A 19,256-nucleotide genomic window follows, 5' to 3' on the forward strand; every position below is an offset into this window, starting at 1 on the left:
ATGAATAAGTTTAAATCAATCAATTTACAAATGCATATTATGTTAATTGCTATTATCGTTATTATGGCTTTTTTTTATTTTGCTACTGATGGCGGGTATTTAAGTGCGAGAAATATCTCTAACTTGCTACGTCAAACTTCTATTACTGGAATTTTAGCGATTGGTATGGTTTTTGTGATTATTTCTGCAGAAATTGACTTATCTGTAGGGTCTATAATGGGCTTACTCGGTGGATTTGCAGCGATTACGAATGTTTGGTGGGGCTGGCCATTATCACTTACGATTGTTGTTACTTTAGTATTAGGTTTAATGCTAGGTGCGTGGAATGGTTGGTGGGTTGCTTATCAAAAAGTACCATCTTTTATTGTCACGCTTGCAGGGATGCTTGCTTTTCGAGGTATTTTAGTTGGCTTAACTAATGGAACAACAGTTTCCCCTATTAGTCAAGATATGATTATCCTTGGTCAAGGGTATCTTTCTAATACTGTTGGAATGCTATTAGGCACAATTGGAATGTTCTGCTTCATTCTTTGGGGAAGTTATCAACGTAAAATTCGGCAACATCTCAATTTAACAACTCCAAATATAGGCAAAGAAATAATTAAGTACGGTTTGGTAGCGATTGTGGTATTAAGTGCAATTTATTTGCTGAATGATTACCGTGGTGTACCTTTCCCCGTTTTATTACTAGCTATACTTGCTATTGCAGGCACATTTATCGCACGGAAAACCGCTTTTGGTCGCCATATTTATGCGATTGGTGGAAACATTGATGCTGCACGTTTATCTGGTATCGCAGTAGAACAAGTCAAATTAATGATTTTTGCGATTAACGGGTTGCTTGTTGCTGTTGCTGGGTTGATCTTAAGTTCACGTTTAGGTGCAGGAGCACCTTCAGCAGGGCAAAATGCTGAACTTGATGCTATAGCTGCTTGTGTTATTGGTGGGGCAAGTTTAGCTGGTGGTATTGGTACTATCTATGGCGTAGTGATCGGAGCGTTTATCATTGCATTACTTGATAATGGAATGAGTATGCTTGATGTTCCTACTTTTTGGCAATATATTGTAAAAGGTGCTATTTTACTCCTTGCTGTATGGGTAGATAACATGAATAAGAAAAAAAATTAGATTAGATTGAAAAGTGATCAGATTTTTACAAACTATTGTAATAATCTGGTCACTTGTTTTTTTATAAAGAAATTATTGACTTTCCTTTTTATTTATGATTTTTTACCGTATTAGTAGTTTCATTGGGGTATGTATTACTTTAATAGTTTTATATCGTTGGAATTATATCGGCTAATTATAGTTTGATAAAAAGAGGGGATACACATGGATCAACGATTTAAAGTAGCGTTGTTATTTAATGCAAATAAAATTTATGACCGTGGTGTTATCGAAGGAATCGGACAATATATTCAAGCCTCACAATGTCTGTGGGATATTTTTATGGAAGATGAATTTATCTACCATAGTGATACTATCAAAAATTTATCTATTGATGGCATTATTGCGGATTACGATGACCCTGAGACCATTGAACTGCTCGAAACTATTGAAGTTCCGATCATTGGTGTAGGTAGCTCTTATCAAAATCTTTCAGACTATCCTAATGTTCCTTATATTGCCACTGATAATAATGCCTTAGTTGAAAAAGCTTTTTTGCATCTTAAACAAAAAGGTATTAATCAATTTGCTTTCTATGGTTATCCTACTGAACAGAAAAAACATTGGTCAGTGGAGCGTTTAAACGCCTTTATTCAATTAATGGAAAAGTACGAACACAAACCAAATTTTTACTTAGGCGATCAAATTCATTCTTACAATTGGGGAATCTCACAAGAAAAACTTTGCAATTGGATTAAAACGTTACCTGTTCATACTGGTATTATTGCAGTTACAGATGCTCGTGCAAGACATTTATTACAAGCGTGTGAATACTTAAAAATTGCTGTACCAGATCAACTTTGTATCATTGGTATTGATAACGAAGAATTGATTCAATACTTATCTCGTGTTTCCCTTTCTTCTGTAGTGCAAGGTACCAAACAAATTGGTTGCCAAGCTGCAAAATTGTTGCATAAACGCTTGCTTGGTCAATCAGTTCCCAATAAACCTATTTTAGTTCAACCAGTTAAAATTGAAGAACGGCGATCAACAGATTATCGTTCTTTATTGGATCCACTTGTTATCCAAGCAATGCATTTTATTCGCAATCATGCAACACAAGGGATTAAAACTGAACAAGTTTTAGATCACCTACGAGTTTCTCGTTCTAACTTGGAACAACGATTTAAAGAAGAAATGAATAAAACTATCCACCAAGTTATTCATGAAGAAAAATTGGCACGAGCTAAACAATTATTACATTTTACTAATTTGCCAATTCAAGAAATTGTTGAAGTCTGTGGTTATCCATCGCTACAATATTTTTATGCGGTATTTAAAAAAGAATTAAATCTTACTCCGAAATCGTTTCGAGACAAAAGATAAGATTACTACAATATATTTTTTAATTTCTTTTTCCAGAGAGTGATATTCAACAATAGCCACTGCTTTAGTATCTTTGATTACACAATAGTCTTTCTATTTTTTATAAGAATCCAATTTGTTTCATTTTATAAATAACATCTTGAGTTTGGATTTGAGCCATTAAATTTTTTCCTTTTAATTTTGTTGCCCAAGGAAGTTCAATTGACGGCTTATTGAATTCTTTAATCACGTTTTGTTCATAAACTGAGATTATATTTTGTAGCTGGCAATACGCACCAGTACGTAGAGGATTATGATAGGCATATAATCCAATCACAGTTGTTTTTTGTGCATTCGCTATATGTAAAGGACCACTATCGGGTGCGATAACTAAATCGACCAAGCTAATAAGTGCGGTCAATTCTTGAAGAGTTGTTTTGCCACAAGCGTTTTTAGGAATAAAGTTACATGAATCAATAATCTGTTGTACTGTTTTCATTTCTCGTGATGACGGCGAACCGCAAAATATGACATTGATTTGTTGTTGATGAGCTAAGTTTGCAATTTCGGCGTAGCGTTCTGGTAACCAATCTTTCTCTGCTTTGCTAGAACAGGGAGAAATGAGCAAATTCTTACATTTCGGGTTTAAGTAAACCTTCATTTTTTCTTTGTCTGCTTCCTGTGTAGCTAGATCCCAGCTCAAATTATTTACTGGTACACCTAAAAATTTGGCAAACTCAATAAAACCATCTAGTACGTGAAGTTGTTCAGGATCTGAAATTTGCTGATTTACAAACAGTGATTGCCATTCTCTAGAGCGTTTTTTACCAAAACCTATTTTATATTTTGCTTTAATGCCAAGTGATAAGATAGATGCTCGTATTGCAGTTTGCATATTCAACAAAGCATCAAATTTTTTTCTTTTTAGGCTCTTCCACAAATTCCATATTCCTTTCCAACCGCTCTTTTTATCGTAGATGACAAAATTTATACCGTTAACGTGTTGCAGAAGCTGATATTCTACTTTACCGATAATCCATGTGATTTCTGTTTGTGGCCAATAACGTTGAATTTGCTGTACAACTGCCAATACATTACAAACATCACCAATTGCGGATAGGCGTAAAATACATAAAGATTCTGGTGGCTGCTGTGAAGAAAAAAGGCTCATAATGTTTCCTGTTCACTAATAAATAGTGGCATTGTGATGATTTTTAAGTAGAATATTTTTATTATTCTATAAGAAATTAATCCAACATGCTTGAATTAAAACAACAAAATTGCTTTTTCATTTTTAATTATAATCATCAACTTGAAAATCAACAGCAATTTTTTACACCGCACTTTTGGCAAGCTGAGAACCGCATTATTGGCTCAGCAAAGGGGAGAGGCACAACGTGGTTTATTGAAACTTTGGATTTATTTGGTATAAATTGTGCTTTACGTCATTATTATAGAGGTGGGTTCTGGAAAAAATTAAATAAAGATCGTTATCAATTTAACGGATTAACAAAAACTCGCAGTTTTGCTGAATTCTATTTGCTTGATGAATTGTATCGACAAAACTTTCCTGTCCCTAAACCTATTGGTGCAAAAGTTGAAAAATGTGGATTTAACTATTATCGTGCGGATATTTTAACGGAAAAGATTGAAGATGCACAGGATCTTACTGCATTTTTACAACATCAAAAAATATCTTCTCAGGGGTGGCAACAAATTGGTAACTTGATTAGCCGTTTGCATCAGTTGCAGATTTGCCATACAGATTTGAACGCTCATAATATTTTAGTGCAACATGGGGGAACATCTGCTGAAAATTACTGGTTATTAGATTTTGACAAGTGTAGTAAGAAAAACGGTAATCATTGGAAGCATAAAAACTTACAACGATTACATCGTTCTTTCCAAAAAGAAATCTGTCGCTTGGGGATTCAATTTTGCTCTACTGATTGGTTTCACTTAATGCTCGGTTATGAGAACTACACAGCATCATATTCTGACTAGTGGCTGTCTTGAAACCTATTAAATTTTATTTTTTAATAGGTTTCTCTAAAAAAATTTACGTTTCTGCTTGAAATTCTCAAATTAGCTATTACTTACATAGGGTGAATGTATGTTTTTAATACAAAACTCGGAGGATTTTATGAATATTGGTAAATTTACTACTAGATTCCAACAAGCATTGCAAGAAGCACATTCTTTGGCTTTAGGCAAAGATCATCAATTTATTGAGCCTGTTCATTTACTGATTTCACTTTTAAATCAGCAAGGTGGTTCTGTATCATCAATTTTGACTGCGAGTGGTGCGAATGTTGTGTTATTACGCAATGAATTAAACACGGAATTAAATCGTTTACCACAAGTTTCAGGAAATGGTGGAGATGTACAAATATCACGGCATCTAGTAAATGCATTAAATTTGTGTGATAAGTTAGCACAGCAAAAGCAAGATAAGTTTATTTCATCTGAATTATTTTTATTAGCAGCGGTAGAAGAAAAAAGTAGTTTAGGTGATATTTTACGTAAGTGCGGTGTGAAAAAAGAAAATTTGCAACAAGCAATTCAGCAAGTGCGTGGAGGTGAAAAAGTGAATGATCAAAATGCAGAAGAAAATCGTCAAGCACTAGAAAAATACACGATTGATTTAACTGAACGTGCCGAAAGTGGTAAGCTTGACCCTGTGATTGGGCGAGATGAAGAGATCCGTCGTGCTATTCAAGTTTTACAACGGCGAACTAAAAATAATCCAGTATTAATTGGTGAGCCTGGTGTGGGGAAAACAGCGATCGTTGAAGGGCTTGCACAGCGTATAGTCAATGGTGAAGTACCTGAAGGATTAAAAAATAAACGTGTCCTTTCCCTTGATATGGGAGCATTAATTGCAGGAGCAAAATATCGTGGAGAATTTGAAGAGCGGTTAAAATCAGTATTAAATGAGCTAGCTAAAGAAGAAGGGCGAGTGATTTTATTTATTGATGAAATTCATACTATGGTAGGGGCAGGTAAAACAGATGGAGCAATGGATGCTGGGAACTTGTTGAAACCATCTCTTGCTCGCGGTGAATTACATTGTGTTGGGGCGACAACTCTTGATGAATATCGTCAATATATTGAAAAAGATGCCGCACTTGAACGTCGTTTCCAAAAGGTGTTTGTTGATGAACCATCAGTGGAAGACACGATTGCAATTTTACGTGGACTAAAAGAACGCTATGAGATTCATCATCATGTACAAATTACGGATCCAGCTATCGTAGCTGCGGCAACATTGTCTCATCGCTATATTTCTGATCGTCAGTTACCTGATAAAGCAATTGATTTGATTGATGAGGCTGCTTCAAGTATTCGCATGGAAATTGATTCTAAGCCAGAACCGTTAGATCGTTTAGATCGTCGCATTATTCAATTAAAATTAGAGCAACAAGCATTGCAAAAAGAAGATGATAACGCCAGTCGTAAACGGTTAGAAATGCTAGAACAAGAATTAGCAGAGAAAGAAAAAGAATATGCTGAATTAGAAGAAGTATGGAAAGCTGAAAAAGCAGCTGTATCGGGTACACAGCACATTAAAGCAGAGCTAGAAAATGCTCGTACTCAAATGGAACAAGCTCGTCGTGCTGGAGATTTGAGCAAAATGTCGGAATTGCAATATGGTCGTATTCCAGAACTTGAAAAACAACTTACAGCAGCAGAAAGTGCAGAAAACAAGGAAATGACATTACTTCGTTATAGAGTGACGGAAGAAGAAATTGCAGAAGTATTATCTCGTGCTACGGGTATTCCTGTTGCGAAAATGATGGAGGGAGAAAAAGAAAAATTATTGCGAATGGAGCAAGAATTACATAAACGAGTAATTGGTCAGCAAGAAGCTGTAGTTGCGGTTGCAAATGCGATTCGTCGTAGCCGAGCAGGATTATCTGATCCAAATCGTCCAATTGGATCATTCCTCTTTTTGGGACCTACGGGGGTTGGTAAAACAGAACTATGTAAAACTCTTGCGAATTTCTTGTTTGATGATGAAACAGCAATGGTTCGCATTGATATGTCAGAGTTTATGGAAAAGCATAGTGTATCTCGTTTAGTTGGGGCACCGCCAGGATATGTAGGTTATGAAGAAGGTGGATATTTAACGGAGGCTGTTCGTCGTCGTCCATATTCTGTTGTGCTACTTGATGAAGTAGAAAAAGCACATGCAGATGTATTTAATATCTTGTTACAAGTACTAGACGACGGACGTTTAACTGATGGGCAAGGTCGTACAGTCGATTTCCGTAATACAGTTGTTATTATGACATCAAACTTGGGATCAGATTTAATCCAAGAACATCAATCAGAAGGGTACGATAAAATTAAACAAACAGTAATGTCGGTAGTAGGAATGCATTTCCGTCCTGAGTTTATTAACCGTATTGACGAAACAGTGGTATTCCATCCACTAGGAAAAGAAAATATTCGAGCTATTGCACAAATTCAGTTGCAACGTTTGATTAAACGAATGGAAAGTCATGGTTATCAGATTCAATTCAGTGATGCGGCGTTAGATCACCTTGGTGAAGTTGGATATGATCCTATTTACGGGGCAAGACCATTAAAACGGGCGATTCAACAAGAAGTTGAAAATCCTCTAGCACAACAAATTTTATCTGGCAGTTTGTTACCAGGAAAATTGATTACTATTAGTTATTTTGATAATAAAATTGTTGCAAAACAGTAATAAATATAAGAAAAAATAACCGCACTTGTTACTTAAAAGACAGAATCTCTGTGTTAAAGTGCGGTTATTTTATTGAAATTTTTTAATAAAATAACTTTTCTCATCAAAACCTATCATATTATTTCTCCTAATCTTAAAGAGCAATCGATTACTTAAAAATATTTTGTGATGGATTTCACAAATTTATGTTTTTTATCTATTTCGCAGTAAATTTTATATTATAGTTTTTCACAAACGAAGACTTTTTACTCTCTACAACAAAGGAATAAAAAATGGACAGAAGACATTTTTTGAAATTGGGTGCTGCTGGAATTCTAGTGTTGACTACAGGGCGTTACGCGAGTGCAGTAGCGAAAAATCCAACTACTTTACGTATTATTGCGACAACAGACGTGCATAGTTTTTTAACTGATTTTGATTACTATAAAGATGCCCCAACAGAAAAATTTGGTTTTGCTCGAACAGCTACATTAATCGATCAAGCTCGCAAAGAAGCAGTGAATTCTGTTTTAGTCGATAACGGTGATTTGATTCAAGGGAATCCAATCGCTGATTATCAATATGCGATTGGCTATAAAGAAGGTAAAGAAAATCCTGCAATAGCAGCATTAAATGAGATGAATTATGACGCAGGTACATTGGGAAATCATGAGTTTAATTATGGTTTGAAATATCTTGATGATTGTATTAAACAAGCACAATTTCCAATTGTGAATGCAAATGTCGTAAAAATTGGCTCAGAAGAGCCAATGTTTAAGCCTTATTTTATTCAGAAAAAAGAAGTCATTGATGAAAAAGGTGTTAAAAATATAGTTAATATTGGCTATGTAGGCTTTGTACCACCACAAATTATGGTATGGGATAAAGCAAATTTAGATGGAAAAGTAGAAACTCGTGATATTGTCAAAACAGCTAAAAAATACGTTCCAATGATGAAAAAAGCGGGAGCAGATATTATCATTGCTCTTGCCCATACAGGTCCATCAGATGAACCTTACCACGAGGGAGCAGAAAATTCTGCATTTTATCTAGCAGATGTCAAAGGTATTGATGCGGTAATTTTTGGACACTCACACCGTTTATTTCCAAATAAAGAATTTATAAAATCACCCAATGCCAATGTTGAAAAAGGGACTGTGAAAGGTATACCAGAAAGTATGGCAGGATATTGGGGAAATAATATTAGTGTAGTGGATCTAACTATTGTAAAAGAAAATGGAAAATGGATTGTTACAGATGGTAAAGCAGTTTTACGACCAATTTATGATGGTGCATCAAAAACCGCTACTGTAAAAAGTCATCCAAAAATCACCGCACTTTTGCAGCCAGTTCATGAAGCAACTCGTAATTTTGTTGCTCAGCCAATTGGTAATGCAACTGATAATATGTATAGCTATTTAGCATTAGTACAAGATGATCCAACAATTCAAATTGTGAATCAGGCACAAAAAGCATACGTAGAACAGGCTGTTAAAGCAATGCCACATCTTGCAGGAATTCCTATTTTAAGTGCAGGAGCTCCATTTAAGGCAGGTGGTCGTAAAAATGATCCGACAAGCTATACTGAAGTAGATAAAGGTAAATTAACTTTCCGCAATGCAGCAGATTTGTATCTTTATCCAAATACTTTAGTTGTAGTAAAAGTAAGTGGTGCAGAACTAAAAGAATGGCTTGAGTGTAGTGCGGGAATGTTTAAGCAGATTGATCCAAATACAGATAAGCCTCAAAGTTTGTTAGATTGGGAAGAATTCCGAACTTATAATTTTGATGTCATTGATGGGGTAAATTATCAATTTGATATTACGAAACCTCCTCGTTATAACGGTGAGTGTAAAATGATAAATCCACAGACTGAAAGAGTAGTGAACTTGACTTATCAGGGAAAACCCGTTGATCCAAAAGCTGAGTTTTTAATTGCGACTAACAATTATCGAGCTTATGGTAATAAATTCCCTGGAACTGGAGATAGTCATATTGTTTTCGCTGCACCAGATGAAAATCGTCAAATTTTAGCAAACTACATTAGTGAGCAAAGTAAGATAAATGGGCATGTTAATCCAAAATCTGATAAAAATTGGCGACTAGCGAAGATTAACAGTAAAGTTAAACTTAACATTTTGTTCGAAACATCACCAAGCGATAAAGCCAAAGCTTTCATTAAGGAAAATGCACAATATCCAATGGAATTTACAGCAAATGATGAGCTAGGCTTTGCTCTGTACCGAATTGATTTGACGAAATAATGCTGTTTAGTTAACTTATAGTAGTAGTTAGTTGTTGCTGTGCTTATCTCAATTGTTAAGTAAAGTTGAAAACATTTTATGTTTTAGTATGCAATAGAAATTTTAGTAAATTTATTAATGAGTTAGTTTTTTAATAAAGATAAAAAAATAATTTTATTTTTTTACTTGAAACATAAAATATGAACCCCATATAAAGTCTGATTTTAAATCATTATTAAATTTAAAAAAGGACATTGATATGAATATTCGACCATTACATGATCGTGTGATCATCAAACGTGAAGAAGTAGAAACCTTATCTGCAGGCGGTATTGTGTTGACAGGTTCAGCAGCAACTAAATCTACTAGAGCAAAAGTATTGGCAGTGGGTAAAGGGCGTATTTTAGAAAACGGAACTGTACAGCCTCTTGATGTAAAAATAGGCGATACTGTAATTTTTAACGAAGGTTACGGTGTGAAAACAGAAAAAATTGATGGCGAAGAAATACTAATTGTTTCTGAAAGCGATATTTTAGCTATCGTGGAATAATTTTGAACGTAAAGTGCGGTGGAAAAACACCCTAATTTTCAGTCAATTTACAAATTTACAAGAGGATTAAAAAATGGCAGTGAAAGATGTAAAATTTGGTAATGAAGCTCGTGCAAAAATGCTAGCAGGGGTTAATGTATTAGCAGATGCAGTAAAAGTAACTTTAGGTCCAAAAGGACGCAATGTAATTTTAGATAAAGCATTTGGTGCTCCAGCAATCACTAAAGATGGTGTATCAGTAGCTCGTGAAATCGAATTAGAAGATAAATTCGAAAATATGGGAGCTCAAATGGTTAAAGAAGTTGCATCAAAAGCAAATGATGCTGCAGGTGACGGCACAACAACTGCAACAGTATTAGCTCAAGCAGTGATCAATGAAGGATTGAAAGCTGTCGCAGCTGGCATGAATCCGATGGACTTGAAACGCGGTATTGATAAAGCAGTGAATGCAGTAGTAGCAGAATTAAAAAATCTATCTAAACCTTGTGAAACATCAAAAGAAATTGAACAAGTTGGTACAATTTCAGCTAACTCTGACAGTGTGGTTGGAAAATTGATTGCTCAAGCAATGGAAAAAGTAGGTAAAGAAGGCGTAATTACTGTAGAAGATGGAACAGGTTTGGAAGATGAATTGGATGTAGTTGAAGGTATGCAATTTGACCGCGGCTACTTATCTCCTTACTTCATTAATAAGCCAGAAACAGCAACAGTAGAATTAGAAAATCCATTTTTATTGTTAGTAGATAAAAAAATATCTAATATTCGTGAATTATTACCAGTATTGGAAGCCGTCGCAAAATCAGGTAAACCATTATTGATTATTGCGGAAGATGTAGAGGGTGAAGCGTTAGCGACTCTAGTAGTAAATACAATGCGTGGAATCGTAAAAGTAGCAGCAGTAAAAGCTCCTGGTTTTGGTGATCGCCGTAAAGCAATGCTACAAGATATTGCAATTTTGACTTCAGGTACAGTTATTTCTGAAGAAATTGGCATGGAGCTAGAAAAAGCAACTTTAGAAGAGCTTGGTCAAGCTAAACGTGTAGTAATTAATAAAGATAATACAACTATTATTGATGGAATTGGTGATGAGTCCCAAATTAAAGGACGTGTAGCACAAATTCGTCAACAAATTGAGGAAAGTACTTCTGATTACGACAAGGAAAAATTGCAAGAACGTGTTGCAAAACTTGCTGGCGGTGTAGCTGTAATCAAAGTAGGTGCTGCTACTGAAGTAGAAATGAAAGAGAAAAAAGATCGTGTCGAAGATGCATTACATGCTACTCGTGCAGCTGTTGAAGAAGGTGTGGTTGCAGGTGGTGGTGTCGCTCTTGTTCGTGCGGCAACAAAAGTTATTGATACTGTAAAAGGTGATAACGAAGACCAAAATGTAGGTATTAAACTAGCATTACGTGCAATGGAAGCTCCACTCCGCCAAATTGTTGCAAATGCAGGTGAAGAAGCATCAGTAGTTGCAAGTGCGGTAAAAAATGGCGAAGGAAACTTTGGTTACAACGCTGGTACAGAACAGTATGGCGATATGGTGGAAATGGGGATTTTAGATCCAACTAAAGTTACTCGTTCAGCTCTTCAATTTGCTGCTTCTATAGCTGGTCTGATGATCACTACAGAATGTATGGTTACTGAGTTACCAAAAGATGATAAAGCAGATTTAGGTGCTGGCATGGGTGGCATGGGCGGTATGGGTGGAATGATGTAATTCCATTTGCTCTTACCTATTATAGCTTTTAATATTAGCCCTCGTTTTGACAACGAGGGTTTTTTATTCATATTTTAGTTCTTTTTCAAAATATAAGTTCATGCTATGCTAAGTAAATTTTTATTTAAAATCAAAATAATAGAAAACTATGCAAACTAACAATCATTTAACACAAACAACTTTTTCTGATTTACCTTTGAATTCAACAGTTTTGACAGCTTTACAACAAAATGGATTTCATTATTGCACGCCAATTCAAGCTCTCTCCTTGCCAATTACATTACGAGGAAACGATGTTGCGGGACAAGCACAAACAGGTACAGGAAAAACAATCGCATTTTTAACCGCAGTTTTTCATCATTTAGTAGAAAATACGACTGGAAAATCAAAACAGTTAAGAGCTTTAATATTAGCTCCTACGCGTGAATTAGCAGTGCAAATTGAGCAAGATGCAAAATTTTTATCGAACTCTACTGGATTAAAGACAGGTTTAGCGTATGGTGGTGATGGGTATGATAAACAACTGAAAGTAATCGAACAAGGTGTTGATATTTTAATAGGAACGACAGGTAGAGTCATCGATTATATTAAACAAGGTATCGTGCAATTAGATTTTATTGAAGTTGTAGTATTAGATGAAGCAGATCGTATGTTTGATCTTGGTTTTATTAGAGATATTCGTTACTTATTACGCAAATGTCCAGCTCCTTCACAACGTTTGACGATGCTGTTTTCTGCCACGCTTTCTTACAAAGTCCGAGAACTGGCTTTTGAAGATATGAATGAACCTGAATATATCGAGGTTGAGCCTTTACAAAAAACGGGGCATCGTATAAAAGAAGAACTATTTTATCCTTCTAATCAGGATAAAATGGCATTATTAATGACTCTATTAGAAGAGGAATGGCCAGAACGTTGTATTGTCTTTGCTAATACTAAGCATCGTTGCGAAGAAATTTGGGGTTATTTAGCTGCTGATGGTCATCGAGTTGGGTTACTAACAGGTGATGTTGTACAGAAAAAGCGTTTAACGCTATTGAAGCAATTTACTGATGGTGATTTAGATATTTTAGTAGCAACAGATGTGGCTGCTCGAGGACTACACATTCCAGATGTGACCCATGTATTTAATTATGATTTGCCTGATGATTGTGAAGATTATGTTCACCGTATTGGACGAACTGGTAGAGCAGGAGAAAGCGGAATCTCAATTAGTTTTGCTTGTGAAGAATATGCGATGAATCTTCCAAATATCGAAAATTATATTGGACACAATATCCCAGTTAGTCAATATGACAGTGATTCGCTGTTAACAGATTTACCAAAGCCTTATCGTCTTAAGCAAGGAAAAGTTAATTCAACACCAGTCTGTAAGAAATTTAATCAACATCATTATAGAAAATAGTATAAATCGTTACTGTCGTTATTAGTATGAAGTGCGGTGATAATTAACGTAGTTTATATCTTACTCATCTCGTGTTAAAATCTACTCCTTTATCAAATACTATAATAGTAGACATTATGGATTTAGTTTGTTTCTTGATTAATAAATTAGAAGATTTGAAGGCTCAAGATATTTTATCTCTTGATGTAAGAGAAAAATCTTCCGTAACTGATCACATGATCATTTGTACGGGAACATCAAATCGCCACATTGCCTCTTTGGCACAAAAATTAATTAATGAAAGTAAAGAGGCGGGATTTCAGTTTTTTGGTGAAGAAGGTCGAACTACAGCAGATTGGGTTGTAGTAGATTTTGGGCAAGCGATGGTACACATTATGCAACGTGAGAGTCGTGATATTTATCAACTAGAGAAACTTTGGAGCTAAATGAAAATCCAATTAATTGCTGTTGGAACAAAAATGCCTGCATGGGTGACGGCTGGATTTGAAGATTATCAACGTCGTTTCCCGAAAGATATGCCGTTAGAGTTAATAGAAATTCCAGCGGGAAAGCGAGGTAAAAATGCAGATATTAAACGGATATTAGAACAAGAAGGAAAAGCGATGTTAGCGGCTTGTGGAAAAAGTAAAATAGTCACACTTGACATTCCACCGAAGCCTTGGACAACTTATCAATTAGCTCAGCAGTTAGAATCTTGGAAAAATGATGGACGTAATATTTGCTTATTGATTGGAGGCCCTGAGGGACTTTCTCCTGAGTGTAAAGCTGTAGCGGAGCAAAGTTGGTCATTATCACCATTAACTTTACCACATCCTTTAGTGCGAATTATTGTAGCTGAAAGCTTGTACCGTGCATGGTCATTGACAGCAAATCATCCCTATCATAGAGAATAAATATCAATAGTAATATAAAGAATACCGAAAGAGAGAGTTAATGAATTTAAGAAAATGGTTGTCACAACCTAGTCATGAGCCTATTCGAGATAAAAAAGCAGAACGCAATTTATTCGCACGACGGGCATTAATTTCTTTTTTGGGAGTATTAGGATTATCGACAATTTTATTTACTAATCTTTATCACTTGCAAGTGACTAATTTTGATGGTTATCGAACTCGTTCTAATGGAAATCGTATTAAATTATTGCCACTACCTCCTACACGTGGATTGATTTATGATCGTTACGGCAAATTGTTAGCGGAGAACCTTACTTTTTTTGGTCTTTATATTGTACCTGAGAAAGTAGAAAATTTAGCCCGCACTTTTGAAGAGTTAGTTAATGTTGTTGGGTTGACTCAAGAAGATATTGAAAACTTTAAAAAAGAGCGACGTCGTTCTTCCCGTTATACTTCAATTTTATTGAAAGCCGATCTGACAGAGAAACAAATAGCTCGTTTTGCAGTTAATCAGCATCGATTCCCTAGCATTGAAGTGAAACCTTATTTTAAACGTCACTATCTATATGGAGAATCTCTTACACATATTTTGGGTTATGTAGCAAAAATTAATGATAGAGATGTAGAAAAGTTAAAAAAGGAAGAAAAATTTGCTAATTATGCAGGTACACATGATATTGGAAAGCTTGGTATTGAGCGTTATTACGAAGAACAATTGCATGGTACAGTAGGGTTTGAAGAAGTAGAAGTAAATAATCGAGGTAAGGTCATTCGAAAATTACGAGAACAGCCAGCGATTGCAGGTAAAAGTATTCATTTAACAATTGATCTTGAATTACAACGTTATATTATGAATTTACTTGGTGATCGTAAAGGTGCAGTAGTTGTGTTAGATCCAAAAGATAGTAGTATTTTAGCAATGCTTTCTGTACCAAGTTATGATAACAATTTATTTGTTGGGGGTATCTCTAGCCAAGATTATAAACGTTTATTAAATGATCCCAATCGTCCACTATATAGTCGAGTTACGCAAGGTGCTTATCCTCCAGCATCTACAGTGAAGCCATTTATTGCTGTAGCAGGACTACAAGAAAAGATTATCACGCCATCTACAACTGTATTTGATCCAGGTTATTGGGTTTTACCAAATTCTACTAAACGTTTCCGAGATTGGAAAAGAGTTGGACATGGTTATACGGATTTAAATAAAGCTATCGCAGAATCATCAGATACTTATTTTTACCAGCTTGCATACAACATGGGAATTGATCGTTTATCTGGTTGGATGAAAAAATTTGGCTTTGGGCTGTCGACGGGGATTGATATTCAAGAAGAAACAGATGGTATTATGCCAAGTAGAGAGTGGAAACAAAAACGCCATAAAAAGCCTTGGCTACAAGGTGACACAATTTCAGTTGGCATTGGACAAGGATACTGGGTTGCGACACCATTACAAGTAGCAAAAGCTTTAGCAATATTAGTAAATAATGGTAAAGTAAATACGCCTCACCTCATGAAATCAATAGAAGGTTCAACAGCTATTCCTTATAAAGATCCATTATTGTATGAAGATATTGTAGAACCAAAGCAAAGCTATTGGAATGTAGCTAAACAAGGTATGTATAATGTAATTAATGCTTCCAACGGCACAGCAAGAAAACCTTTTATAGGGACTAATTATCATGTGGCTGGAAAATCTGGTACTGCTCAAGTTTTTAGTTTGAAAGAAAATCAAAACTACGACGCAGGAAATTTAGTAAAAGAACTACATGATCATGCATGGTTTATTGCTTATGCTCCTTACGAAAATCCTAAACTCATTGTAGTAGTAATTCTAGAGAATGCAGGCGGAGGAGGTAGCAATGCTGGACCTGTTGTACGGAGTATTATGGATTATTATTTGAACGAACGTTTGCCTCAAGTGTCACAGTTAGAAAATATGTCAAAAAGTGCGGTAGAAAATTCTACTATACAACAATCACAATCAAGACCAAAAGGAGAATTGCAGTGATAGAAGAGAAAAAAAATCTATGGCATTCTTTATGGTTACGATTGCATATTGATTTGCTTTTGTTCATTGGCTTGGTCGTGATTTCTATTTATGGGTTGATTGTACTATATAGTGCTTCAGGAGCAAATGAAGTTATGTTCCGTAATCGTTTGATTCAAGTAGTGCTAGGATTTATTACGATGTTTGTAATGGCTCAGTTATCACCTCGTTTTTATCAACGAATTGCACCTTATATATTTGGTGTAGGAATTATTTTACTAATCTTAGTTGATTTGATTGGTACAACTAGCAAAGGTGCCCAGCGTTGGCTTGATTTAGGCGTAATCCGTTTTCAACCTTCTGAAATAGTGAAACTTGCTGTACCGTTACTAGTAGCAATGTACTTAGGAAAACGGGCATTACCACCAAAGTTAAAAGAAACTTTTATTGCTTTATTACTTATTGTTGTGCCAACCCTACTAGTCGCTATTCAGCCTGATTTAGGAACTGCTATTTTAGTAAGCTCATCAGGGTTATTTGTGGTATTTCTTGCGGGTATGAGTTGGTGGTTGATTTTAGCAGCAGGTGTTCTTTTAGCGGGATTTGCTCCTATTATGTGGTTTTATTTGATGCATGATTATCAACGAACAAGGGTATTAACATTACTTGATCCTGAAAAAGATCCTCTTGGAGCAGGGTATCATATTTTACAGTCTAAAATCGCAATCGGATCAGGGGGATTATGGGGAAAAGGTTGGATGCTAGGGACACAATCACAGCTAGAGTTTTTACCTGAACCTCATACTGATTTCATTTTTGCTGTGTTAAGTGAAGAACATGGCATGATTGGTTTTTGTGTGCTGATGGCAATTTATTTATTTATTGTTGCAAGAGGATTAATTATTGGCGTTAATGCTCAAACTGCGTTTGGTCGAATTTTAGTTGGTGCATTGACTTTAATATTTTTTGTTTATGTGTTTGTTAATATTGGGATGGTAAGTGGTATTTTACCAGTAGTTGGTGTTCCACTACCGTTGTTTAGTTATGGTGGGACTTCTTTTGTTACTCTAATGGCTGGGTTTGGATTGATTATGTCCATTCATACTCATAAAGAGCATTTTTTCAAGGGAACTAAATAATATGGAACAAATTTTATTTAATAATGTCACAGCAAAGCGGAATGGGACCATATGGAAAGTTTTCTATCGAGTATTGCTATCATTTGCACTAATGGGGCTGGGACTTTCTGTACAAGCAAAAGTCGAACCACAAAAGTTGTACGGTATTGCAGGGCATCCGTTAATTTACATGAAAGTAGGCAACAAATCTTATAGTTATAAAATCAAAGGTGTTGTTTACTATACTAAAACAGCAAAAGAAGTAAAAAATTTTACTCAAGAAGGTATTGCGAGCTATTATCATAATAGATTCAATGGTAGAAAAAATTCTTCTGGTGAGCGTCATAATCAGAATGCTTTTACTGCGGCTCATAAAACCTTGCCACATAATTCATATGTCCTTGTTACTAATTTAAGAAATGGGCGGAAAGTAATTGTGCGAATTAACGATAGGGGACCTTTTGTTAAGGATCGTATTATTGATCTTTCCAAAGTTGCAGCGAGAGAAATTGGTATTATTGGTAAAGGGATTGGAAAAGTGCGGTTAGAAATTTTACATATTCATCCGACAGGGAAAATTTCAGGTCCAGCAGCAAGAGTATTAGCAAAATATGCAAAAAATAATGATGCTAAACAAAGACTTGACTTGAAAAATTTAACGAACAGTCAAGAAGCAACAGTTAAAAATAATGCTAATGGTACAGAAAAAGTTTACCACTATAGAGTGCATTTGATGAACTTAGATAGTAAGAAACAAGCAGAAAATATGATTAGTCAGTTGAAACTTAATCAAATTCAGACTGAAATTATACAAAGAGGTAAGAAATATGATGTTTATTTCAGTCAAATCATGAGCAAAGAACAAGCTAATCAATTAAAATTACAGCTTAGACAAATTGATAGATCAGCACAGGTTATTGTGTTTGTTTTTAATTAAAGTTAAATAACTGGGAAGTATTATGTTTAAACAAGTTTACAGAAAAACAAAATTAGCATTGATAAGTTCAATGTTGATATTACCTACTAACTTAATGGCAGAAGAGATTCAACATAGTATTAGCACGCCACAATTAAATGCTCAAACTTATATTTTAATGGATTATCATTCTGGAACGGTGTTGGCAGCATTAAATCCAGATCAGCGTCAATATCCAGCATCACTGACCAAAATGATGACTAGTTACGTGATCGGTGATGCTTTAAAGCAAGGAAAAATTAATAATTCTGATATTGTGACGGTTGGAGAGAGTGCTTGGGGGAAAAATTTCCCAGGTTCATCTAAGATGTTTTTGAATCTAAATCAGCAGGTTTCTGTAGCAGATTTACATCGAGGAATTGTTATCGTATCTGGTAATGACGCTTGTGTTGCAATGGCTGAGTATATTGCAGGATCAGAGAAAAATTTTATTGATACGATGAATAGATATGTCGCTGATTTTAATTTGAAAAATACTCATTTTGAAACTGTACATGGTCTAGATAGCGAAGGACAGTATTCTTCAGCACGGGATATGGCAATCATTGGTTCTCATATTATTCGTGATTTACCTGATGAATATAAAATTTATGCAGAAAAAGAATTTACTTTTAATAAAATTAAACAGCCAAATCGTAATGGATTATTATGGGACAAAACAATTCATGTTGACGGCATGAAAACGGGTCATACAGATAAGGCAGGCTATAATTTAGTGGCTTCGGCAGTTAATAAAGATAACATGAGATTAATTTCTGTAGTAATGGGCGTGCCAACTTATAAAGGACGTGAAATTGAAAGTAAGAAATTATTACAATGGGGATTTGCAAATTTTGATACTTTTAAAGCATTGGAAGCGGGTAAAATAGTTTTGGAACAAAAAGTGTATTATGGTGACAGTAGCAAAGTTGAGCTAGGTGTGCTGCAAGATGCTTTTATTACTTTGCCAAAAGGTCGCCAAGCTGATGTAAAAGCTCGTTATGAACTAGAAAATAAATATTTGGAAGCACCTTTAACTAAAGGACAAACAGTTGGAAAAGTAATTTACCAACTAGATGGCAAAACGATCGCTGATATTAATTTGCAAGCCATGAATGATGTTAAAGAAGGCAGTTTTTTTGGTAAAGCTTGGGATTGGTTAGTCTTAACAGTAAAAAATTTCTTTAATTGAACTTGAAATTGATTAAAATTAACCGCAC

The 19,256-nt window shown here is 35.2% G+C and carries 15 protein-coding genes; 14 read left to right on the plus strand and 1 reads right to left on the minus strand.

Features of this window, described 5'->3' with window-relative positions; translation table 11 throughout:
• Complete coding sequence (locus ACFQ02_RS09075; RefSeq protein WP_380822067.1) at positions 1-1,128, plus strand: sugar ABC transporter permease; 1,128 nt, start codon at positions 1-3, stop codon at positions 1,126-1,128.
• Positions 1,129-1,332: 204 nt separating this feature from the next.
• Positions 1,333-2,493, plus strand: a complete 1,161-nt coding sequence (locus ACFQ02_RS09080) for a XylR family transcriptional regulator (protein ID WP_380822070.1) — start codon at positions 1,333-1,335, stop codon at positions 2,491-2,493.
• A gap of 100 nt (positions 2,494-2,593) precedes the next feature.
• Here the strand turns inward: ACFQ02_RS09080 and ACFQ02_RS09085 are convergent, their stop codons facing one another.
• A complete protein-coding gene (locus ACFQ02_RS09085) occupies positions 2,594-3,643 on the minus strand; it encodes a glycosyltransferase family 9 protein (RefSeq protein WP_380822073.1) in 1,050 nt (349 codons plus the stop codon).
• Between the two features lie 86 nt (positions 3,644-3,729).
• Between ACFQ02_RS09085 and ACFQ02_RS09090 the strand changes: the two genes are divergently transcribed.
• The 12 genes from ACFQ02_RS09090 (at position 3,730) to ACFQ02_RS09145 (ending at position 19,228) form a co-directional block, all read left to right on the plus strand.
• Complete coding sequence (locus tag ACFQ02_RS09090; RefSeq protein WP_380822076.1) at positions 3,730-4,476, plus strand: 3-deoxy-D-manno-octulosonic acid kinase; 747 nt, start codon at positions 3,730-3,732, stop codon at positions 4,474-4,476.
• Positions 4,477-4,615: 139 nt separating this feature from the next.
• Entirely contained in the window at positions 4,616-7,186 is a 2,571-nt protein-coding gene (gene clpB / locus ACFQ02_RS09095) for an ATP-dependent chaperone ClpB (protein ID WP_380822079.1), read from the plus strand.
• A 272-nt stretch (positions 7,187-7,458) separates the two neighbouring features.
• Positions 7,459-9,429 (plus strand): 2',3'-cyclic-nucleotide 2'-phosphodiesterase, encoded by a 1,971-nt coding sequence (cpdB, locus tag ACFQ02_RS09100; RefSeq protein WP_380822082.1) that lies wholly within the window; start codon positions 7,459-7,461, stop codon positions 9,427-9,429.
• A gap of 238 nt (positions 9,430-9,667) precedes the next feature.
• Positions 9,668-9,958, plus strand: a complete 291-nt coding sequence (locus tag ACFQ02_RS09105; protein ID WP_380822085.1) for a co-chaperone GroES — start codon at positions 9,668-9,670, stop codon at positions 9,956-9,958.
• Positions 9,959-10,031: 73 nt separating this feature from the next.
• Positions 10,032-11,675 (plus strand): chaperonin GroEL, encoded by a 1,644-nt coding sequence (gene groL, locus ACFQ02_RS09110; protein ID WP_380822088.1) that lies wholly within the window; start codon positions 10,032-10,034, stop codon positions 11,673-11,675.
• A 148-nt stretch (positions 11,676-11,823) separates the two neighbouring features.
• Positions 11,824-13,080 carry an ATP-dependent RNA helicase RhlB gene (rhlB, locus tag ACFQ02_RS09115; protein ID WP_380822091.1) on the plus strand — a complete coding sequence of 419 codons (1,257 nt, stop codon included), beginning with the start codon at positions 11,824-11,826 and terminating at the stop codon, positions 13,078-13,080.
• A gap of 116 nt (positions 13,081-13,196) precedes the next feature.
• The gene (rsfS, locus tag ACFQ02_RS09120; protein ID WP_380822094.1) at positions 13,197-13,505 is read left to right on the plus strand and encodes a ribosome silencing factor; all 309 of its coding nucleotides are present in this window, start codon (positions 13,197-13,199) and stop codon (positions 13,503-13,505) included.
• Positions 13,506-13,973 (plus strand): 23S rRNA (pseudouridine(1915)-N(3))-methyltransferase RlmH, encoded by a 468-nt coding sequence (rlmH, locus tag ACFQ02_RS09125; RefSeq protein WP_380822098.1) that lies wholly within the window; start codon positions 13,506-13,508, stop codon positions 13,971-13,973.
• Between the two features lie 40 nt (positions 13,974-14,013).
• On the plus strand, positions 14,014-15,984 hold the full coding sequence (gene mrdA / locus ACFQ02_RS09130) for a penicillin-binding protein 2 (protein ID WP_380822101.1): 1,971 nt from the start codon (positions 14,014-14,016) through the stop codon (positions 15,982-15,984).
• Entirely contained in the window at positions 15,984-17,102 is a 1,119-nt protein-coding gene (rodA, locus tag ACFQ02_RS09135) for a rod shape-determining protein RodA (protein WP_380822192.1), read from the plus strand. Before mrdA ends, rodA begins: the two co-directional genes overlap by 1 nt.
• A 1-nt stretch (position 17,103) precedes the next feature.
• Positions 17,104-18,018 carry a septal ring lytic transglycosylase RlpA family protein gene (locus ACFQ02_RS09140; protein WP_380822104.1) on the plus strand — a complete coding sequence of 305 codons (915 nt, stop codon included), beginning with the start codon at positions 17,104-17,106 and terminating at the stop codon, positions 18,016-18,018.
• A 22-nt stretch (positions 18,019-18,040) separates the two neighbouring features.
• Complete coding sequence (locus ACFQ02_RS09145; protein WP_380822107.1) at positions 18,041-19,228, plus strand: serine hydrolase; 1,188 nt, start codon at positions 18,041-18,043, stop codon at positions 19,226-19,228.
• The last annotated feature ends 28 nt before the right edge of the window (positions 19,229-19,256 follow it).

Origin of the sequence: Seminibacterium arietis, assembly GCF_042675725.1 — a bacterium.
In the GTDB taxonomy this organism is placed as follows: domain Bacteria; phylum Pseudomonadota; class Gammaproteobacteria; order Enterobacterales; family Pasteurellaceae; genus Seminibacterium; species Seminibacterium arietis.